The organism is Pseudomonas sp. SDO5522_S412 (assembly GCF_054071215.1).
The window spans coordinates 1-16,799 of sequence record NZ_JBSVWQ010000058.1 but is presented as its reverse complement, the minus strand read 5'-3'; the positions used below and the strand labels follow the sequence as shown (position 1 = coordinate 16,799).

Below are 16,799 nucleotides of genomic sequence, written 5' to 3'. Positions count from 1 at the left end.
GGTATATCAGGGAAGTCGTTGGCGGTTCAAAACAGCAAAGTGTCCAACCACTGTTGCGCTGCCAACAGTTAAATCACCACGTTGCGCACAAACCGCACCGCCACGTCGCCGTCATTGCGATAGGCGTGAAGGTAGCGGCTGGCGAACATCAGGAACTCACCGGTGGCGACGTTTTTTTCCTCATCCCCCAGCACCAGCGTCAGGGTGCCTTCGAACACAAACAACTGCACGCTCCAACCCTCGGGGTCCGGTTCAGGCATGTAGCGATCGCCGGGCTCCAGGCGCATCTCCCATAGTTCCACCTCGCGACGCGCGGTGGCCTTGGCCAGCAGCACGGCTTTGCTGCCGGGGATGTCACCGGCCCAGGCCAGTTCGTTGATACGGCTGTGATCAGCGGCATCCGGGGCCTGGATCAAGTCGCTGAAGGCCACGTCCAGGGCTTCGGCCACCCGGTCGAGGGTCGACAGGCTGACGTTTTTCTCCCCCGCCTCGATTGCCACCAGCATGCGCCGGCTGACGCCGGATTTTTCGGACAGCGCCGTCTGGCTCAACTCAGCCGCATGGCGCAGGCGCCGAACGTTCTGGCTGACGTGTTGCAGGACCGAGGCCCGTTGCGGATTTTCTTTGTGCACTATATTGCTCACAGGGTGGGGTTGCGCAGTATACTGCCCAGCTTGCGGCGCATTGTGCGGTCCGCGCCCTTCCTGTGCAAGACCGAGCCGCCATGACCACCTCCCCATTGTTTTCCCGTTTCAGCAAAGCCGAATGTGTATTGGTGGTGATCACCATGTTTTGGGGCGGCACCTTTTTGCTGGTGCAGCACGCCATGGCGGTCAGCGGCCCGATGTTTTTCGTCGGCCTGCGTTTTGCTGCAGCGGCGCTCATCGTCGGGGCGTTCTCATTCCGCAGCCTGCGGAACCTGACGCTGTTTGAATTGAAGGCTGGCTGCTTTATCGGTGTGGCGATCATGTTCGGCTACGGTTTGCAGACCATTGGCTTGCAGACGATCCTGAGCAGCCAGTCGGCATTTATTACTGCGCTGTATGTGCCATTCGTGCCGCTGCTGCAATGGCTGGTACTGGGACGGCGGCCGGGGTTGATGCCGAGCATCGGCATCATGCTCGCGTTTACCGGGCTGATGCTGCTGACCGGCCCGGCCGGGGCATCATTGAATTTCAGCCCCGGTGAAATCGCCACGTTGATCGGTGCGGTAGCGATTGCCGCCGAGATCATCCTGATCAGCGCCTTTGCCGGGCAGGTGGATGTACGCCGGGTAACGGTGGTGCAACTGGCCACGGCGTCGGTGCTGTCGTTCCTGATGGTGGTGCCGATGGGCGAGGCGCTGCCGGGGTTTTCCTGGTTGCTGCTGTTCAGCGCGGTGGGCCTGGGGCTGACCAGCGCGGTGATTCAGGTGGCGATGAACTGGGCGCAGAAAAGCGTCTCGCCGACTCGCGCCACGCTGATTTATGCCGGGGAGCCGGTGTGGGCCGGCGTAGTCGGGCGGATTGCCGGGGAGCGCTTCCCGCCGATTGCCATGGTGGGCGCGGCGTTGATCGTGGCGGCGGTGATTGTCAGTGAGATGAAAACCCGCCGTCAGCGGCTCGCCGAGCCCCAGGCCGAACTGGAACATGAAAACCAGGGTTGAACGGCCTCAGAGGCGCAACTCACCGTCCAGGTTGATGGCCTGCAGGAACGCCTCGTCATGGGACACCACAATCAGCGCGCCCTGGTACTGATTGAGCATTTGCTCCAGGGCAATCCGGCTGGGCAAGTCCAGATGGTTGTCGGGTTCGTCCAGCAACAACAATTGCGGCGGATGCTCGGCGTAGAGCTGTGCGGCCAGGGCAATTTTCAGACGCTCGCCGCCGCTCAGTTGGCGCGTATCGAGGACCGCCCGGTCGGCATCGATGCCCATTTGCGCCAGCCGGGTACGCGCTTCGCTTTGCGCCAGTAGCGGATTACTTTCGTAAAGCCATTGCACCGCCGTGCGCTCGGGGTGCTCCAGCCCGGCGTGTTGGTCCAGCCAGCCGATATGGCAACTGCGCGCCAACTCACCGGCAGCCACCGGCAACTGGCCGGCAATCACCCGCAGCAGGGTCGACTTGCCACTGCCATTGGCTCCCAGGATCGCCATGCGCATCGGGCCGGTCAGGGTGAGATTGATCGGTGCGCGGCTGCCAAACGGCAGCACCACCTCGTTGAGTTGCAACACCAGCTTGCCCTGGGGCACCACGCTTTCCGGCGACAGCATCATGCGCTGGATCTCGGGCGCACACCGCGCACGCGCCTCGGCGATCCGCTGCTGTTGCTGCTCACGCGCCAGCTGCTGATTGAGGCGCAACTTGCCCTGGCTGTTTTCACTGCGCTCTTTCTGGGCGTTGGTGATCAGTTTGGTCTGGTTGCCATCCCGGGCCTGGCGGTCGCCCCGGGCATTGCGGCGCTGCTGACGCTCCATCTGGATGACCGCTTCACGCTGCTCACGTTTGGCGTGCGCGCGCTCCCCCTGCAACGCCGACTGGAACGCCTGCTGCTCTTGCTCCCGTGTCGCCGCGTAGTGGCTGTAGTTACCGCCGTACACCGCCAAGCCCTTGGGCGACAGTTCGACAATCTCGTCCATGTGCTCCAGCAACCCGCGATCATGGCTGATCAGCACCAGGCCGCCGGGCCAGCGATCAATCTGCTGGGCAAGCTTGTGCTGGTGATCGATGTCCAGGTGGTTGCTGGGCTCATCGAGGATCAACCAGTCTGCCCTCGACAACCAGGCGCCCAGCAAAGCGACGCGCTGGCGTTCGCCGCCACTGAGGGCCGCGGTTGGCGAGTCGGCAGTCAAGTGCCCCAGGCCGATTTGCTCCAGGGCCGCCGCCAGTCGAGGCGCGCAATCCCATTGATCAACAGCCAGTGCATGGTCGTGTTCGTCCACGCTGCCCTCGGCGATGCGCGCCAACGCTGCCAGCACTTGGTCGACACCTGCCAGCGCCGCCACGCTGGGATAGCGTTCGGGCTCCAACAGTTGCGTCACCGCGTACACACTGCCCTCACGGCGCACCTGCCCGCGGGTGGGCTGCAGGGTGCCCGCGAGCATTGCGCCCAGCAAGGACTTGCCCGTCCCATTGGCCCCCACGAGGCCGGTCGCCCGGGCGCTGAAGGCATGGTTCAGGTTGTCGAACAGGCTGCGTCCATCCGGCAGGCTGCAGGCGACATGGTCAAGGTGGAGCAATCGCTGGGTCATCACACGTCCTTATGCAACAGGCTGAAAAAAACCTCTGAACAGCATACCTGCCCTGGATACGGGCATTGAAACAATGCCAAACAGCCTTTTTCAGCCTACCTTGTAGGATCCTGCCACATCTTGCCGTTTGGTGATCAAGATTCCGGCACGTATGATGCATCCCAAACTCCCGCAGATTAGAAGCCTATGTCCCTGATAGTTCTACTGCTTCTGCCTTTTATCGGCAGCTGTCTGGCGGCCTTGCTGCCGCACAACGCACGCAACACAGAGTCCATGCTGGCCGGCCTTGTGGCCCTGGTCGGGACGGTTCAAGTCGCCCTGCTCTACCCCCAGATCGCCCATGGTGGCGTGATACGTGAAGAATTCATGTGGTTGCCCAGCCTCGGGCTGAACTTCGTATTGCGCATGGACGGTTTTGCCTGGTTGTTCTCGATGCTGGTGCTGGGCATCGGGACCCTGGTGTCGCTGTACGCCCGGTATTACATGTCGCCGGAAGACCCGGTGCCGCGCTTCTTCGCGTTTTTCCTGGCCTTCATGGGTGCGATGCTCGGCCTGGTGATCTCCGGCAACCTGATCCAGATCGTGTTTTTCTGGGAGCTCACCAGCCTGTTCTCGTTCCTGCTGATCGGCTACTGGCACCACCGCGCCGATGCCCGGCGTGGCGCCTATATGGCGCTGATGGTCACCGGCGCGGGCGGCTTGTGCCTGCTGGCGGGGGTGATGCTGCTCGGGCATATCGTCGGCAGCTACGACCTGGATCAGGTCCTGGCTGCCGGTGATCAGATCCGTGCCCATTCGTTGTACCCGATCATGCTCGCCCTGGTGCTGATCGGCGCCCTGAGCAAAAGCGCGCAATTCCCCTTCCACTTCTGGCTGCCCCACGCCATGGCTGCACCGACGCCGGTGTCGGCCTACCTGCACTCGGCAACGATGGTGAAGGCCGGCGTGTTCCTGCTGGCCCGCCTGTGGCCGTCGCTGTCCGGCAGCGAAGAGTGGTTCTGGATTGTCGGCGGTGCCGGTGCCATTACCCTGCTGCTCGGCGCTTATTGCGCCATGTTCCAGAACGACCTCAAAGGCCTGCTGGCCTACTCCACCATCAGCCACCTCGGGCTGATCACCTTGCTGCTGGGCCTCAACAGCCCGCTGGCCGCTGTCGCCGCCGTATTCCATATCCTTAACCACGCCACTTTCAAGGCGTCGCTGTTCATGGCGGCGGGGATCATCGACCACGAAAGCGGCACCCGTGACATCCGCAAGCTCAGCGGCCTGTTCAAGCTGATTCCGTTTACCGCCACCCTGGCGATGGTCGCCAGTGCGTCCATGGCCGGCGTGCCGCTGCTCAACGGTTTCCTGTCCAAGGAAATGTTCTTCGCCGAGACCGTATTTATCTCCGCCACCGCCTGGGTGGAAATCGCCCTGCCGGTCATCGCCACCATCGCCGGTACCTTCAGCGTGGCCTATGCCCTGCGCTTTACCGTGGATGTGTTCTTCGGCCCCAAGGCCACCAACCTGCCCCACACCCCGCACGAGCCGCCACGCTGGATGCGTGCGCCGGTGGAGTTGCTGGTGTTTACCTGCCTGCTGGTGGGGATTTTCCCGGCCCAGGTGGTCGGTTCGATCCTCGCCGCAGCGGCCCTGCCGGTGGTCGGCGGCGAACTGCCGGAATACAGCCTCGCCATCTGGCACGGCTGGAACGCGCCAATGATCATGAGCCTGGTGGCCATGTCCGGCGGTGTCGTGCTCTATCTGCTGCTGCGCAAGCAACTCAAGTTGGGCCGCTTCAAATACCCGCCGATCATCAGCTACTTCAATGGCAAGCGCGGCTTCGAGCGCTGCCTGGTGGTGATGATGCGCGGGGTGCGCAAGATCGAAAAACGCATCAGCACCAAACGCCTGCAAACCCAGCTGTTCCTGCTGGTGCTGGCGGCGGTGATCGCCGGGTTGATCCCGATGCTCTACAGCGGCATCAGTTGGGGCGACCGGCCGAAGATCCCGGGCTCCATCGTGTTCGTCACCCTGTGGCTGCTGGCAATCGCCTGCGCCCTGGGCGCCGCCTGGCAAGCCAAGTACCACCGGCTGGCAGCCCTGACCATGGTCAGCGTGTGCGGGATGGTGACCTGCGTGACCTTCGTCTGGTTCTCGGCGCCAGACCTGGCGCTGACGCAACTGGTGGTGGAAGTGGTCACCACCGTGCTGATCCTGCTGGGCCTGCGCTGGCTGCCACGGCGGATCGAAGAAGTTTCCCCACTGCCCAGCTCGCTGCGCAAGGCACGCATCCGCCGCCTGCGGGACTTCCTGCTGTCCACCGTGGTCGGTGGCGGCATGGCGCTGCTCTCCTACGCGATGCTGACCCGCCAGACGCCCAACGACATCTCCTCCTTCTACCTCAGCCGTGCCCTGCCAGAAGGCGGTGGCAGCAATGTGGTGAACGTGATGCTGGTGGACTTCCGGGGCTTCGACACCCTGGGAGAAATCACCGTGCTCGGCGCCGTGGCGCTGACCGTCTACGCCCTGCTGCGCCGCTTCCGCCCGTCGAAGGAAAGCATGGAACTGCCCGCGCAACAGCGCCAACTGGCACCCGACGTGGCCACCGACCTGATCAACCCGCGCCAGGCCAGCGACACCGCCCTGGGATTCATGATGGTGCCGGCGGTGCTGGTGCGCCTGCTGCTGCCGATTGCCCTGGTTGTCTCGTTCTACCTGTTCATGCGTGGGCACAACCAACCGGGCGGCGGGTTTGTCGCCGGCCTGGTGATGTCCGTCGCGTTCATCCTGCAATACATGGTCGCCGGTACCCAGTGGGTCGAGGCGCAGATGAGCCTGCGGCCGATGCGCTGGATGGGCTTTGGCTTGTTGTCGGCAACCCTGACCGGGCTGGGCGCACTGCTCGCCGGCTACCCGTTCCTCACCACGCACACCTGGCACTTCAGCCTGCCGGTGCTGGGGGACATCCACGTCGCCAGCGCGCTGTTCTTCGACGTCGGTGTGTACGCCATGGTGGTCGGCTCGACCTTGCTGATGCTCACCGCCCTCGGCCACCAATCGGTGCGCGCCCATAAACCCAGCAACCAGGCGAAAGCCGTTGCCAGCCCAGGAGGAGCCGCCTGATGGAAGAAGTCATCGCAATTGCCATTGGGGTCCTGGCGGCCTCCGGCGTCTGGCTGATCCTGCGGCCACGGACGTTCCAGGTGGTGATGGGCCTGTGCCTGCTCTCCTACGGGGTCAACCTGTTCATCTTCAGCATGGGCAGCCTGTTTATCGGCAAGGAGCCGATCATCAAGGATGGCGTGCCGCAAGACTTGCTCAACTACACCGATCCGCTGCCCCAGGCCCTGGTGCTGACGGCAATCGTGATCAGCTTCGCCATGACCGCACTGTTCCTGGTGGTGCTGCTGGCATCCCGGGGCCTGACCGGCACTGACCATGTGGACGGCCGGGAGCCCAAGGAATGACCTGGATGAATCAACTGATCATCGCGCCGATCCTGCTGCCGTTGCTGACCGCCGCGCTGATGCTGATGCTCGGCGAGAAGCACCGCCCGCTCAAGGCGCGGATCAACCTGTTCTCCAGCATGGTGGGCCTGGGCATCGCCGTGCTGTTGCTGTACTGGACCCAGAAAGGCGGCCCCGGCTCCATCGGTGTGTACCTGCCGGGCAACTGGCAGGTGCCGTTCGGCATCGTGCTGGTGGTGGACCAACTCTCGGCGATGATGCTGGTGCTCACCGGGATCATCGGCGTCAGCGCGCTGTTGTTTGCCATGGCCCGTTGGGACCGCGCCGGCACCAGCTTCCATGCACTGTTCCAGATTCAGTTGATGGGCCTGTATGGCGCCTTTCTGACCGCCGACCTGTTCAACCTGTTCGTGTTTTTCGAAGTGCTGCTGGCGGCGTCCTACGGCCTGATGCTCCACGGTTCCGGCCGGGCGCGGGTGTCGGCGGGGCTGCATTACATCTCGATCAACCTGCTGGCCTCGACCTTGTTCCTGATTGGCGCGGCGCTGATCTATGGCGTCACCGGTACCCTGAACTTTGCCGACCTGGCACTGAAAATCCCCCTGGTGCCGGAAGCCGATCGCGGCCTGCTGCATGCCGGTGCGGGCATCCTCGCCGTCGCCTTCCTGGCCAAGGCCGGAATGTGGCCGCTGAACTTCTGGCTGGCGCCTGCCTACTCCTCGGCCAGTGCGCCAGTGGCGGCGATGTTTGCGATCATGACCAAGGTCGGCGTGTACACCGTGCTGCGTCTGTGGAACCTGTTGTTCTCCGGCCAGGCGGGTGCCTCGGCACTGTTTGGCGGCGACTGGCTGATCTACGGCGGCATGGCGACCATCGTCTGCGCGGCGCTGGCGATGATTGCCGCGCAACGCCTGGAACGCATGGCCAGCCTGAGCATTCTGGTGTCCGCCGGGATCCTGCTGTCGGCGGTGGGTTTTGCCCAGCCAAGCCTGACCGCCGGGGCGCTGTTTTATCTGGTCAGCTCCACCCTGGCGCTGAGTGCGCTGTTCCTGCTGGCCGAATTGATCGAGCGTTCGCGCTCGGCCAACGACATGCCCCTGGACGACGAAATCGAAGCCCTGCCCAAGGCCATGGAATCCCTGCATCCACCGCCCGGCACCAATCTCGACGATGAACAGAAAGCCGTGGTCGGCCAGGTGATTCCCTGGACGGTGGCGTTCCTCGGCCTGAGTTTTATCGCCTGCGCCCTGCTGATCATCGGCATGCCGCCGCTGTCCGGGTTTATCGGCAAGCTCAGCCTGCTCAGCGCCTTGATCAACCCGATGGGCCTGGGCAATGCCATCGACGAATCGGTGCGTCCGGCCGCCTGGGGCCTGGTGGCACTGCTGATCTTCTCCGGCCTGGCTTCGCTGATCGCCTTCGCCCGCCTCGGCATCCAGCGTTTCTGGACCCCGGAAGAACGTCCATCGCCGCTGCTGCGCCGCTTCGAATGCGTGCCGATTTTCTTCCTGCTGGGCCTGAGCATCGCCCTGACCTTCAAGGCCGAGCCGCTGATGCGCTATACCCAGGCGGCCGCCGAGAGCCTGAACAACCCGGAACACTATGTGATGGCGGTCATGGCGACGCGTCCGGTGCCGAGCCCTGAAGCCAAGGCCGCCGCCCTGGAGGTGCAGCCATGAAGCGCCTGTTCCCTGCCCCGTGGCTGTCATTGGCATTGTGGTTGTTGTGGCTGGTGCTGAACCTGTCCGTCAGCCCCGGCAACCTGCTGCTGGGGGCAATCCTCGGCTTTGCCGCACCGCTGATGATGGCGCCGTTGCGCCCGCTGCCGATCCGCATCCGCCGCCCGGGGGTGATCATCCGTTTGTTCTTCCTGGTGGGGCGTGACGTGATCATCTCCAACCTCGCCGTGGCCTGGGGCATCCTGACCTGCGGCTCGCGCCCACCGCGTTCGCGCTTTATCAAGATCCCCCTGGACCTGCGGGATGCCAACGGCCTGGCCGTGCTGGCGATGATCACCAGCGTGACGCCGGGCACCGTATGGTCGGAACTGGCCCTGGACCGCAGCGTCCTGCTGATCCACGTGTTCGACCTGGATGACGAAGCGCAGTTTATCGAGCACTTCAAACACGCCTACGAACGGCCCCTGATGGAGATCTTCGAATGAGCGCCCTGCTCTCCAATGCGATCCTGTTCAGCCTGTTCCTGTTCTCCCTGGCCATGGTGCTGACCCTGGTGCGCCTGTTCAAAGGCCCGTCGGCCCAGGACCGGGTGCTGGCGCTGGATTACCTGTACATCTTGGCCATGCTGATGATGCTGGTGCTGGGTATTCGGTATGCCAGTGACACGTATTTTGAAGCGGCGCTGTTGATTGCGCTGTTTGGCTTTGTGGGGTCGTTTGCCCTGGCGAAATTCCTGCTGCGTGGGGAGGTGATCGAATGATCAATGTCGATGTGTTGCCGCTGTGGGTTGAAGTGATCGTCGCGGTATTGTTGGTGCTTAGCAGCCTGTTTGCGCTGATTGGGGCGATTGGGTTGTTGCGGATGAAAGACTTCTTCCAGCGCATGCACCCGCCGGCGTTGGCCTCGACCTTGGGCGCCTGGTGTGTGGCGCTGGCCTCGATCATCTACTTTTCGGTGCTCAAGTCCGGGCCGGTGTTGCACGGTTGGTTGATCCCAATCCTGCTGTCGATCACAGTGCCGGTGACCACATTGCTGCTGGCACGCACCGCGTTGTTCCGCAAGCGCATGGCCGGGGATGATGTGCCGGCTGAAGTCAGCAGCCGTCGCACTGACAGCGGCAGCTGATCCCCACAGGCGCCGCAGTGGTGAAATTCGTTCTCCAATAGAATCCATAAAATAGAACCTCAATCGCTAATCCCGGTATCGGGATCACTTTATGAGGTTCTCCCCCATGGCATTCACTCCCCTTGTCCAGGCCCATCTCGACGCGTGGGTTGCCTGCGCCGCTGACTTCGGCCCATTTCTCACGGGCCAGGAAACCACCCTCACCCTCAATGAGCAGCGCAAGGCTTATGAGCAGGTGCTTTGTTCCCATCCGATTCCCGCCGGTGTCAGCTTTTGTGACGTCGATATGGGTGGCGTACCGGGCATGATGGTCGTGCCTGATGGGTTTGAGGGTGACCGGGTGCTGCTTTACATCCACGGCGGTGGTTATGTCGGCGGCAGCCCGCGGGGCTACCTGGGCCTTGCCGGCCACTTCGCAAAACTGCTGGGTGCAAAAGTCTACCTGCCCGACTACCGCCTGGCGCCCGAGCATCCGTTCCCCGTACCTATTGATGACACGTTGCAGGCTTATCGCTGGCTGCTCGACCAGGGCAATGACCCCAGGTCCATCGTGTTCTCGGGCGATTCGGCCGGCGGCGCAATGGTGGTGTCGGTGATGGTCAAGGCCCGCAACGCAGGCCTGCCACTGCCCGCCGGGGGCGCCGCCTTGTCGCCGTGGGCCAACCTGGAACACACCGGCGCCTCCATCGACAACCGTGACGGCCTCGACCCGCAAGCCTCCCGCCTGGGGCTGACGCTGCTTGCAAAAGCGTTTCTCAACGGCGCGCTGCCGAATGATCCCGATGCATCGCCGGTGTTCGCGGACGTCCGGGGATTGCCGCCCATTCTGGTGCAGATCGGCGAAAACGAAGTCATGCTCAGCGACGCCATGCGCCTGGCCACCCACCTGGGGGAAAACCGGGTACGCGTGTCGCTGGAGGTTTGGCCCGGGATGTTTCATGTCTGGCATTTGTTTGCGGCAATCTTGCCCGAAGGCATGCAGGCCGTGGCGAATGCGGCGTTGTTTCTGGACCAGGCAATACGTGGCAGCCGTAGCGCTTGAGGGGTTGCCCAGAGCGCGGGAAAGGCAGCGCTCCTGCCGATAACTATCTGTCACCTGGGACCCCACCGCCCCACCTACCTTTATCGGACAACGTATCCCGATACAGGTAATGATCATGTATACCCATTCCGATGCACTGACCACGCTGTTTGATTTGCTCAACTCGCTGAATGCGCTGATTTCACATTTGACGAGCCAGCAACAGGCAGCCAAGCAGCGGGGTCTCGAGTTGTATCAACTCGGTGAATTCGAAGAGTGCGAAATCCACCTGACCATCTCCGCCTCGGCCGGCGATGCGCCGTCCCAATACGCCCTGGGCGAAGCCATCCGGCGCCGGGTCGGCAGTGTCGACCCCGAGGCCCAGGCGTGGTACCGCCTGGCCGCTGCCCAGGATCATGTGTACGCCCTGATGCGCCTGGGTGGCGAAACCAACCTGGCCAAGGCCAAGACCCTCGCCCAGGCAGGTGCCGATGCTGGCGACGGCGCAGCGATGCTGCAGCTGTATGAACTGACCCACGATCGCTCGTGCCTGAGAAAGGCAGGTGATGCCGGCTGCGCCGAGGCCTATTACATTGCGGCGCTGTTGTACGACAAAAACCCGGAGGCCAGTGACAACCGCGACTCCATGCTCAGGTATGCGGCCTTCAAGGGCTTCCCGCCAGCGATGAAGTGGCTGGCCAACATGCAGACCTACTACCGCAACCTCTCCTACCAGCGCATACACCTGGAAAAACGGCTGGCGCTGAATGACCTTGATGGCGTCATGACCTATGCCGGTGCGCTCGGCGGGTTCGATATCGATGAAAGTGGCACCAACCGCTATCACTACCCCGAGAACAAAATCCACGCCTATGGGCTCTACTGGCTGGTCATGGACAGTACCCGGCAAAACCCACGGCACGCCGATGCCGCAGGCTACCTGCAACAACTGGCCAGCGCGCTGACTGCCGAAGAAATGGAAACAGCCAAGGCGTATGGCCGCCAGTGGAAAACCGAGCACCCGGCGCTGTCGGAGTTCAGGTTGACCTACAGCGACCTGAAATGACCGGCGTCTGATGACGGATTCGAGAGCACATCCGGCAGTTAAAGATTAATTAATCCAAAAACAGCTTGGCTAAGTATCTCCAGGCTGGTACGGTTTAGTGGATTATTTAATCCACTAAACCTCAGGCCTCCCCCATGACAGCTCACACCCCTCGCTTCAACCACAAAGTCGCCCTGGTCACCGGCGGTTCCCGCGGTATCGGCGAAGCGATTGTCCGCCGGCTTTCAATTGAAGGTGCAGCGGTCGCGTTTACCTATTCCTCCTCTGCCGACAAGGCGCAAGCGCTGGTTGGCCTGATCGAAAGCAAGGGCGGAAAAGCCTTGGCGATTCAGGCCGACAGCGCCGATGTGGCGGCAATAGAACGGGCGGTCGCGGCCACTGTCGAGCATTTCGGCGCCTTGAATATCCTGGTCAACAACGCCGGGATCCTGCTGATGGGCACCGTCGACACCTTCAGCCTGGAAGACTTCGACCGAATGTTTGCGGTCAATGTGCGGGCCACGTTTGCGGCGGCCAAGGCCAGCTCGGCGGTGATGCACACGGGTGACCGAATAATCACCGTCGGCAGCGTGGTCGCCCAACGTTCGGGCTTCCCGGGCTCCAGCGTCTATAGCATGACGAAGTCGGCGATCGCCGGTATGATCCGCGGCCTGGCGATTGATTTCGCCCCGCGCGGCATCACCGTCAACAACGTGCAGCCGGGCCCGACCAGCACCGACATGAACCCGGCAGACGGGCCCCATGCGGACATGATCACAAGCCTGATCCCCTTGGGCCGCGTGGGCACCGCCGACGATGTTGCCGGCATGGTTGCTTATCTCGCGTCCGAAGAAGCGGCATTTGTCACCGGCGCAAGCATGACCATTGATGGCGGCTACCTGGCCTGAGCCTTCACCTGCATTTTCCCCCGAGGTAACCATGGCAAGACCCAGAGCATTCGACCGCGACCAGGTGCTGCGCGAGGCCATCCGGGTTTTCTGCGACAAGGGTTTTGCCGCGGCCTCGACTGAAGAACTGATGCAGGCCATGGGACTGAGCCGCCAGAGCATGTACAACACCTTTGGCGACAAACGTCAGTTGTACCTGCTGGCGATGGCCGAGTATCAGCGCACCGGCGTCGATGACTTGATCGAGCGCCTGAACCAGGGCCCGACCCCGCTGCAGGCACTGCACGACACCCTGCAATCCTTCGCCACCCGCGCCCTGCGGGAAGGGACGGCGGGTTGCATGGGCGTCAATGCCATCTGCGAGTTCGGCCTGGAAGATGATGAGATCAATCAACTCACCGCCCACAGCGCCGAACGCTTGCGCAACGCATTCGAACAGACGCTGGAGCGTGCGCAGGAACAAGGCGAATTGACCGTCGGCACCGATCTCTCGGGCGCGTGTGATTTTCTGATGGCCACCCTCAGCGGCATGAAAGTCGCCAGCAAGGGTGGCGCCACCACTGAGCAGCTGGAGCGCATTGCGGGGTTTGCACTGCGGGCGCTGAGCGCAAACGCGTGATCAGCCCACTACAGGATCGGCGCGCCAAATCGGCCCAGTCGTGGCATCCAGTGGTCCAGGATCTGCGCTGACGCCAGGATATGGTGCGCATGCCCGATCAACAGCCGACGCGGCACAAACCCGATATAACGGGAGTCATCGCTGTTATCGCGATTGTCGCCCAGCATGAAGTAACTGTCGGCAGGCACCACCACCGGGCCGAAATCGCGCAGCGCCCGTACTGTCGGCATGAACTGCACCGTGCGCTGGCTGCTGTTCGCACGCTCCGTCACCTTGATCCCCGGAACTGTTTGGCCAGGCGCGATAGGCTCGCTGATGTCCTGCCCATTACTGTAGGTGGCCGGCGTACCGTTGACCCACAACACCTCGTCGCGCATTTCCAGGGTATCGCCGGGGATACCGACAATGCGTTTGATCAAGCGCGTGCCGTCCTTGGGCGAGGAGAACGTGACGACATCTCCGCGCTGGGGGTTATCCAGTCTCGCCAGGGAAATATCGGTGAGGGGCAATTTGAGGTCGTACGCGACGCGATTGACCAGCACCACATCGCCCTCAAGCAACGTCGGGCGCATGGAACCGGACGGGATGGGATTCCAGTCAGCCAGGGAGGTGCGGAAAACCCCGAAGCACAGCCAGAAAATGATCGCGTAACGGTAGCGGATTAACCAACGGCGCATAGATCCTCGCAATACGAAAAGGGACACCGGCCTGCGCCGGGTACCCACGGTGATTTTTGGCAATGCTCGCTTATTGCATCGGAAGATTAAATTAACATTAGCGATGCCGACCCATGACAGTCGATATTTTCAAGCACACAGAAAAGGAGTTTCACGCCCTATGGATAGCAAATGTTCGGTCTTTATCGCAGCCAGCGTCGACGGCTTTATTGCCAGGCCAGACGGTGATATCGAGTGGCTTCATCGCCCTGAGTACGAAGGCGCCGAATTGAACGGCGTGACCTATGAACACTTCATCGCCACCGTGGATGCGCTAGTGATGGGCCGCAAGACCCTGGAAAAAGTGTTGTCCTTTCCGGAGTGGCCCTATGAGGGCACGCCGGTCATAGCACTCTCTCACCAATCGGTTGAGCTACCTGCAGCTTTGAAGGGCAAGGTTGAGGTGGTGAGCCAGGATGTCACCAGCCTCGTGGCAGCGTTGGCCGAGCGCGGGATGAAACACCTGTATATCGACGGAGGCCAGACGATTCAGGCGTTTCTTGAGGCGGGTTTGATCGACGAGATGATCATCACGCGTATTCCGGTTGTGCTGGGCCAGGGGATCCCCTTGTTCAGCCAGTTGGGTGGCGAGCATGAGCTTCGGCATATCGGCACGTATGCGTCGGATAACGGGTTTGTTCAAAGCCGGTATGAGGTGAGTGGCAAGCGCTGATGGTCGCGGGTTAACACCGGAAATTTCCGACAGCTTTTTAGGGTTGTCGCTCAGAAGATGGCTCCCTACTCTTCGGTGGTCGCTGCAAATTCAGCGACCGGGTTTCGCAGCCCGGGTAAACTCTAGACGCACAGCGTCCACCACAAGATAGCGGGCGCTTTTTTATGCCTGATGTTATGGCGGCTGTGCGCGGGATACCTTCGGGTATGCCGGGTGCCTAGAGTCCCGGTCTGCGAACCTGCGTACAGCTGCCACCCGATTGTCGTTTCGCAGCGATGGGTGGCGGCTCCATTACTCTAGGAGCGTCGTCATGATCAAAGACAGTCCAAACCCGCCACTCGATTCACCCTCGCTTCACGCGGCTGCTCATCGGGCGATTAATCATTATCTGAATCCCTCTTCTGAACCTGATTCGCCTGACGAGAGCTCCAGGCTTTTTGTCGTGCGTGAAGGGTTGGACGCGGAGACGTTGTTGGTCAATGCATCGGAGGACTTGGCGTCGGTGCAGGTGTTAGCTACGAATCTGGCATTTGAAATCGATGGGCCGTCCCGGAGTGTGGCGTTGGGGATTTGCCGGATGTTGGAGGGGATTCAGTTATTGGTCGATAGCACCCTTGATCAATACGGCGCAACACACAACCAACTACGTTAAAGAGGAAAAAACACAACGGGGTGGATCTATTCGATTTCAACTAGACCCGCCCCTCCATTAGAGAAAAATCCTACATATTACTCACACACTTCAAAGAGAATCTTCCGATATTTCCTATTTGCCATTTTTTGTATTCTGAAAACCAATAGATCAGGATGCTTCTTTATGGCTAACCACGGTTACATGACTATCAACGGAAAAACCCAGGGTCTTATTTCCGCAGGCTGCTCTACACAAGACTCTATCGGTAACAAATGCCAGGAAGGGCATCGCGACGAAATAATGGTGATGTCCTATAACCACAACATGCTCAATGAAGGGAATGTCAGAGCTGCGACTCATGGGCCAGTGGTCATTACAAAAAACGTCGATAAAGCTTCACCTCTGTTGGCGATGGCACTTTCCAAAAGAGAAGAGCTTAACTGCATCATCCATTTCTACCGTATTTCTCAGTTTGGCCAACACCAGAAGTACTACACCGTCGACCTACGGGGTTGCATCATCGCGGACCTTTCCCTTGACGTGCCCCACGCAGTACTGATGCACGATATAGATGCACAAGAGCATCTCTCCATCCGGTATCGGGAAATCATCTGGACTCACCATCTGGCCGGTACCAGTGGCTACAGTTCATGGCCCGAGACCGATCTATGAAACTAAATCAAGAACCATCGACGCCAACGTTTCATGAACTGTGGGAAGTTAGTCAAGCCGCAGCAAAGCTGACGAATCACGCCTGTGCGATCAGTGCGCGGCATCTCAAGGATGGGATAACACGGTCCATATTCAACCGGGAGGTTGCTTATTACGCGCGCAGTATTGTCAGGGATGTTGAACAAGGTAAGAAGACTATTGCGCAAGGGGTATCACTCGGCGTTATCTGCGATGGGATATGGCGAGCGTGAAGCGAATATGGCATATGGCTCTGTTGATATTGGGCTTTCTGCCTACAGCGTTACAAGGCACGTGTTAAAACCAGATGCCTGGCGTTTATTTAGGTATCTCAATACGGACAAAATACGAGCATACAAGACCATGGGGCCAACTTCATTGGCATTTGAAGCAGGCGCAGACGTCTTAACGCTAAAGAACTTATATCAAGAGACAAAAAATTGATTATTTTAGCTTTCTTGATTTTTTCGGTATTCGGCATTCTATTTGCGTACAGCCTCAAAGTGATCCTTTCCAGCAAAAATATTGGTTACACCAAGCTCCTGCTAGGCTTGGGGGTAAACATGCTTTTTATGAGCGTACACATGGACATCGTTAAATTTGATAATTTCTTGTACTTCGGGCATCACCCGGAAATCATTAATAACTACGAGTCGGTTGGTTGGCTCGCATTTATCTGTCTTTTCCTGCATGCGTTAGCACTTCCTGTCAAACGTGACTTGAAGTGGTGGTGGCAGCGCTTACCCGGAAAGTCCCAAAGATGATCACCTGGACGTTTGATTGTTCCCATGCTCTGCGTAGGAATGCATACCGTGACGCCCCGCATCAACTCATGCAGAACTCAACCTCACATTGGCGGCGGGACGCAGAGCGTCCGGGGCGGCATTCCCTCGCGGAGCATGGGAACAATCGATAACGCTCTTGCCCCACCACTCGGCACCTCGCTTAGGCTAGCGCCTAAGATCAAGATCAAAAGCAGATCAAGAGCACAGCGGCCTACCGGCCGGC

General features: G+C 60.6%; 19 protein-coding genes. 16 read left to right on the top strand and 3 right to left on the bottom strand.

Going from position 1 to position 16,799, the window contains the following annotated elements; all coding sequences use genetic code 11:
• Positions 1 to 68: 68 nt before the first annotated feature.
• Positions 69 to 632, bottom strand: coding sequence for a helix-turn-helix domain-containing protein (locus tag ACW9I6_RS14785; RefSeq protein WP_003211741.1), 564 nt, complete (start codon positions 630 to 632; stop codon positions 69 to 71).
• Positions 633 to 724: 92 nt separating this feature from the next.
• Between ACW9I6_RS14785 and ACW9I6_RS14780 the strand changes: the two genes are divergently transcribed.
• Positions 725 to 1,645: a DMT family transporter gene (locus ACW9I6_RS14780; RefSeq protein WP_008432448.1), complete on the top strand. Its 921-nt coding sequence runs from the start codon at positions 725 to 727 to the stop codon at positions 1,643 to 1,645.
• A gap of 6 nt (positions 1,646 to 1,651) precedes the next feature.
• On the opposite strand, the gene ACW9I6_RS14775 is transcribed toward ACW9I6_RS14780, so the two are convergent.
• The gene (locus ACW9I6_RS14775; protein WP_457339484.1) at positions 1,652 to 3,229 is read right to left on the bottom strand and encodes an ABC-F family ATP-binding cassette domain-containing protein; all 1,578 of its coding nucleotides are present in this window, start codon (positions 3,227 to 3,229) and stop codon (positions 1,652 to 1,654) included.
• Positions 3,230 to 3,415: 186 nt separating this feature from the next.
• Here ACW9I6_RS14775 and ACW9I6_RS14770 point away from each other — a divergent pair, with 186 nt between their 5' ends.
• The 10 genes from ACW9I6_RS14770 to ACW9I6_RS14725 all read left to right on the top strand — a co-directional run bounded on the left by ACW9I6_RS14770 (position 3,416) and on the right by ACW9I6_RS14725 (position 13,078).
• Positions 3,416 to 6,337: a monovalent cation/H+ antiporter subunit A gene (locus tag ACW9I6_RS14770; protein ID WP_177009145.1), complete on the top strand. Its 2,922-nt coding sequence runs from the start codon at positions 3,416 to 3,418 to the stop codon at positions 6,335 to 6,337.
• Positions 6,337 to 6,681, top strand: a complete 345-nt coding sequence (locus ACW9I6_RS14765) for a Na+/H+ antiporter subunit C (RefSeq protein WP_003192163.1) — start codon at positions 6,337 to 6,339, stop codon at positions 6,679 to 6,681. The genes ACW9I6_RS14770 and ACW9I6_RS14765 overlap by 1 nt, the downstream gene beginning before the upstream one ends.
• Positions 6,678 to 8,360: a monovalent cation/H+ antiporter subunit D gene (locus ACW9I6_RS14760; protein WP_134326984.1), complete on the top strand. Its 1,683-nt coding sequence runs from the start codon at positions 6,678 to 6,680 to the stop codon at positions 8,358 to 8,360. The genes ACW9I6_RS14765 and ACW9I6_RS14760 overlap by 4 nt, the downstream gene beginning before the upstream one ends.
• On the top strand, positions 8,357 to 8,845 hold the full coding sequence (locus ACW9I6_RS14755) for a Na+/H+ antiporter subunit E (RefSeq protein ID WP_003211750.1): 489 nt from the start codon (positions 8,357 to 8,359) through the stop codon (positions 8,843 to 8,845). Before ACW9I6_RS14760 ends, ACW9I6_RS14755 begins: the two co-directional genes overlap by 4 nt.
• Positions 8,842 to 9,120 carry a K+/H+ antiporter subunit F gene (locus ACW9I6_RS14750; protein ID WP_003211751.1) on the top strand — a complete coding sequence of 93 codons (279 nt, stop codon included), beginning with the start codon at positions 8,842 to 8,844 and terminating at the stop codon, positions 9,118 to 9,120. Before ACW9I6_RS14755 ends, ACW9I6_RS14750 begins: the two co-directional genes overlap by 4 nt.
• Positions 9,117 to 9,485 carry a Na+/H+ antiporter subunit G gene (locus ACW9I6_RS14745; protein WP_003211753.1) on the top strand — a complete coding sequence of 123 codons (369 nt, stop codon included), beginning with the start codon at positions 9,117 to 9,119 and terminating at the stop codon, positions 9,483 to 9,485. The genes ACW9I6_RS14750 and ACW9I6_RS14745 overlap by 4 nt, the downstream gene beginning before the upstream one ends.
• 106 nt (positions 9,486 to 9,591) lie before the next feature.
• Positions 9,592 to 10,527, top strand: coding sequence for an alpha/beta hydrolase (locus ACW9I6_RS14740; RefSeq protein ID WP_003211755.1), 936 nt, complete (start codon positions 9,592 to 9,594; stop codon positions 10,525 to 10,527).
• A 115-nt stretch (positions 10,528 to 10,642) separates the two neighbouring features.
• Positions 10,643 to 11,572, top strand: a complete 930-nt coding sequence (locus ACW9I6_RS14735; protein WP_457339483.1) for a sel1 repeat family protein — start codon at positions 10,643 to 10,645, stop codon at positions 11,570 to 11,572.
• A gap of 134 nt (positions 11,573 to 11,706) precedes the next feature.
• Complete coding sequence (locus ACW9I6_RS14730; protein ID WP_457339482.1) at positions 11,707 to 12,459, top strand: 3-oxoacyl-ACP reductase family protein; 753 nt, start codon at positions 11,707 to 11,709, stop codon at positions 12,457 to 12,459.
• 31 nt (positions 12,460 to 12,490) lie between these two features.
• Positions 12,491 to 13,078: a TetR/AcrR family transcriptional regulator gene (locus tag ACW9I6_RS14725; protein WP_102369509.1), complete on the top strand. Its 588-nt coding sequence runs from the start codon at positions 12,491 to 12,493 to the stop codon at positions 13,076 to 13,078.
• Between the two features lie 8 nt (positions 13,079 to 13,086).
• On the opposite strand, the gene lepB is transcribed toward ACW9I6_RS14725, so the two are convergent.
• On the bottom strand, positions 13,087 to 13,755 hold the full coding sequence (lepB, locus tag ACW9I6_RS14720) for a signal peptidase I (protein WP_008432435.1): 669 nt from the start codon (positions 13,753 to 13,755) through the stop codon (positions 13,087 to 13,089).
• 160 nt (positions 13,756 to 13,915) lie between these two features.
• On the opposite strand from lepB, the gene ACW9I6_RS14715 reads away from it, so the two are divergent.
• The 5 genes from ACW9I6_RS14715 to ACW9I6_RS14695 all read left to right on the top strand — a co-directional run bounded on the left by ACW9I6_RS14715 (position 13,916) and on the right by ACW9I6_RS14695 (position 16,555).
• Positions 13,916 to 14,467 carry a dihydrofolate reductase family protein gene (locus ACW9I6_RS14715; RefSeq protein ID WP_177028452.1) on the top strand — a complete coding sequence of 184 codons (552 nt, stop codon included), beginning with the start codon at positions 13,916 to 13,918 and terminating at the stop codon, positions 14,465 to 14,467.
• Between the two features lie 310 nt (positions 14,468 to 14,777).
• Complete coding sequence (locus ACW9I6_RS14710) at positions 14,778 to 15,119, top strand: DUF6124 family protein (RefSeq protein WP_401196780.1); 342 nt, start codon at positions 14,778 to 14,780, stop codon at positions 15,117 to 15,119.
• Between the two features lie 165 nt (positions 15,120 to 15,284).
• Positions 15,285 to 15,773 (top strand): Hcp family type VI secretion system effector, encoded by a 489-nt coding sequence (locus tag ACW9I6_RS14705; protein WP_003211770.1) that lies wholly within the window; start codon positions 15,285 to 15,287, stop codon positions 15,771 to 15,773.
• 174 nt (positions 15,774 to 15,947) lie between these two features.
• Positions 15,948 to 16,235, top strand: a complete 288-nt coding sequence (locus tag ACW9I6_RS14700; protein ID WP_238544216.1) for a DUF4225 domain-containing protein — start codon at positions 15,948 to 15,950, stop codon at positions 16,233 to 16,235.
• Positions 16,232 to 16,555 carry a hypothetical protein gene (locus ACW9I6_RS14695; RefSeq protein ID WP_003211775.1) on the top strand — a complete coding sequence of 108 codons (324 nt, stop codon included), beginning with the start codon at positions 16,232 to 16,234 and terminating at the stop codon, positions 16,553 to 16,555. The genes ACW9I6_RS14700 and ACW9I6_RS14695 overlap by 4 nt, the downstream gene beginning before the upstream one ends.
• The last annotated feature ends 244 nt before the right edge of the window (positions 16,556 to 16,799 follow it).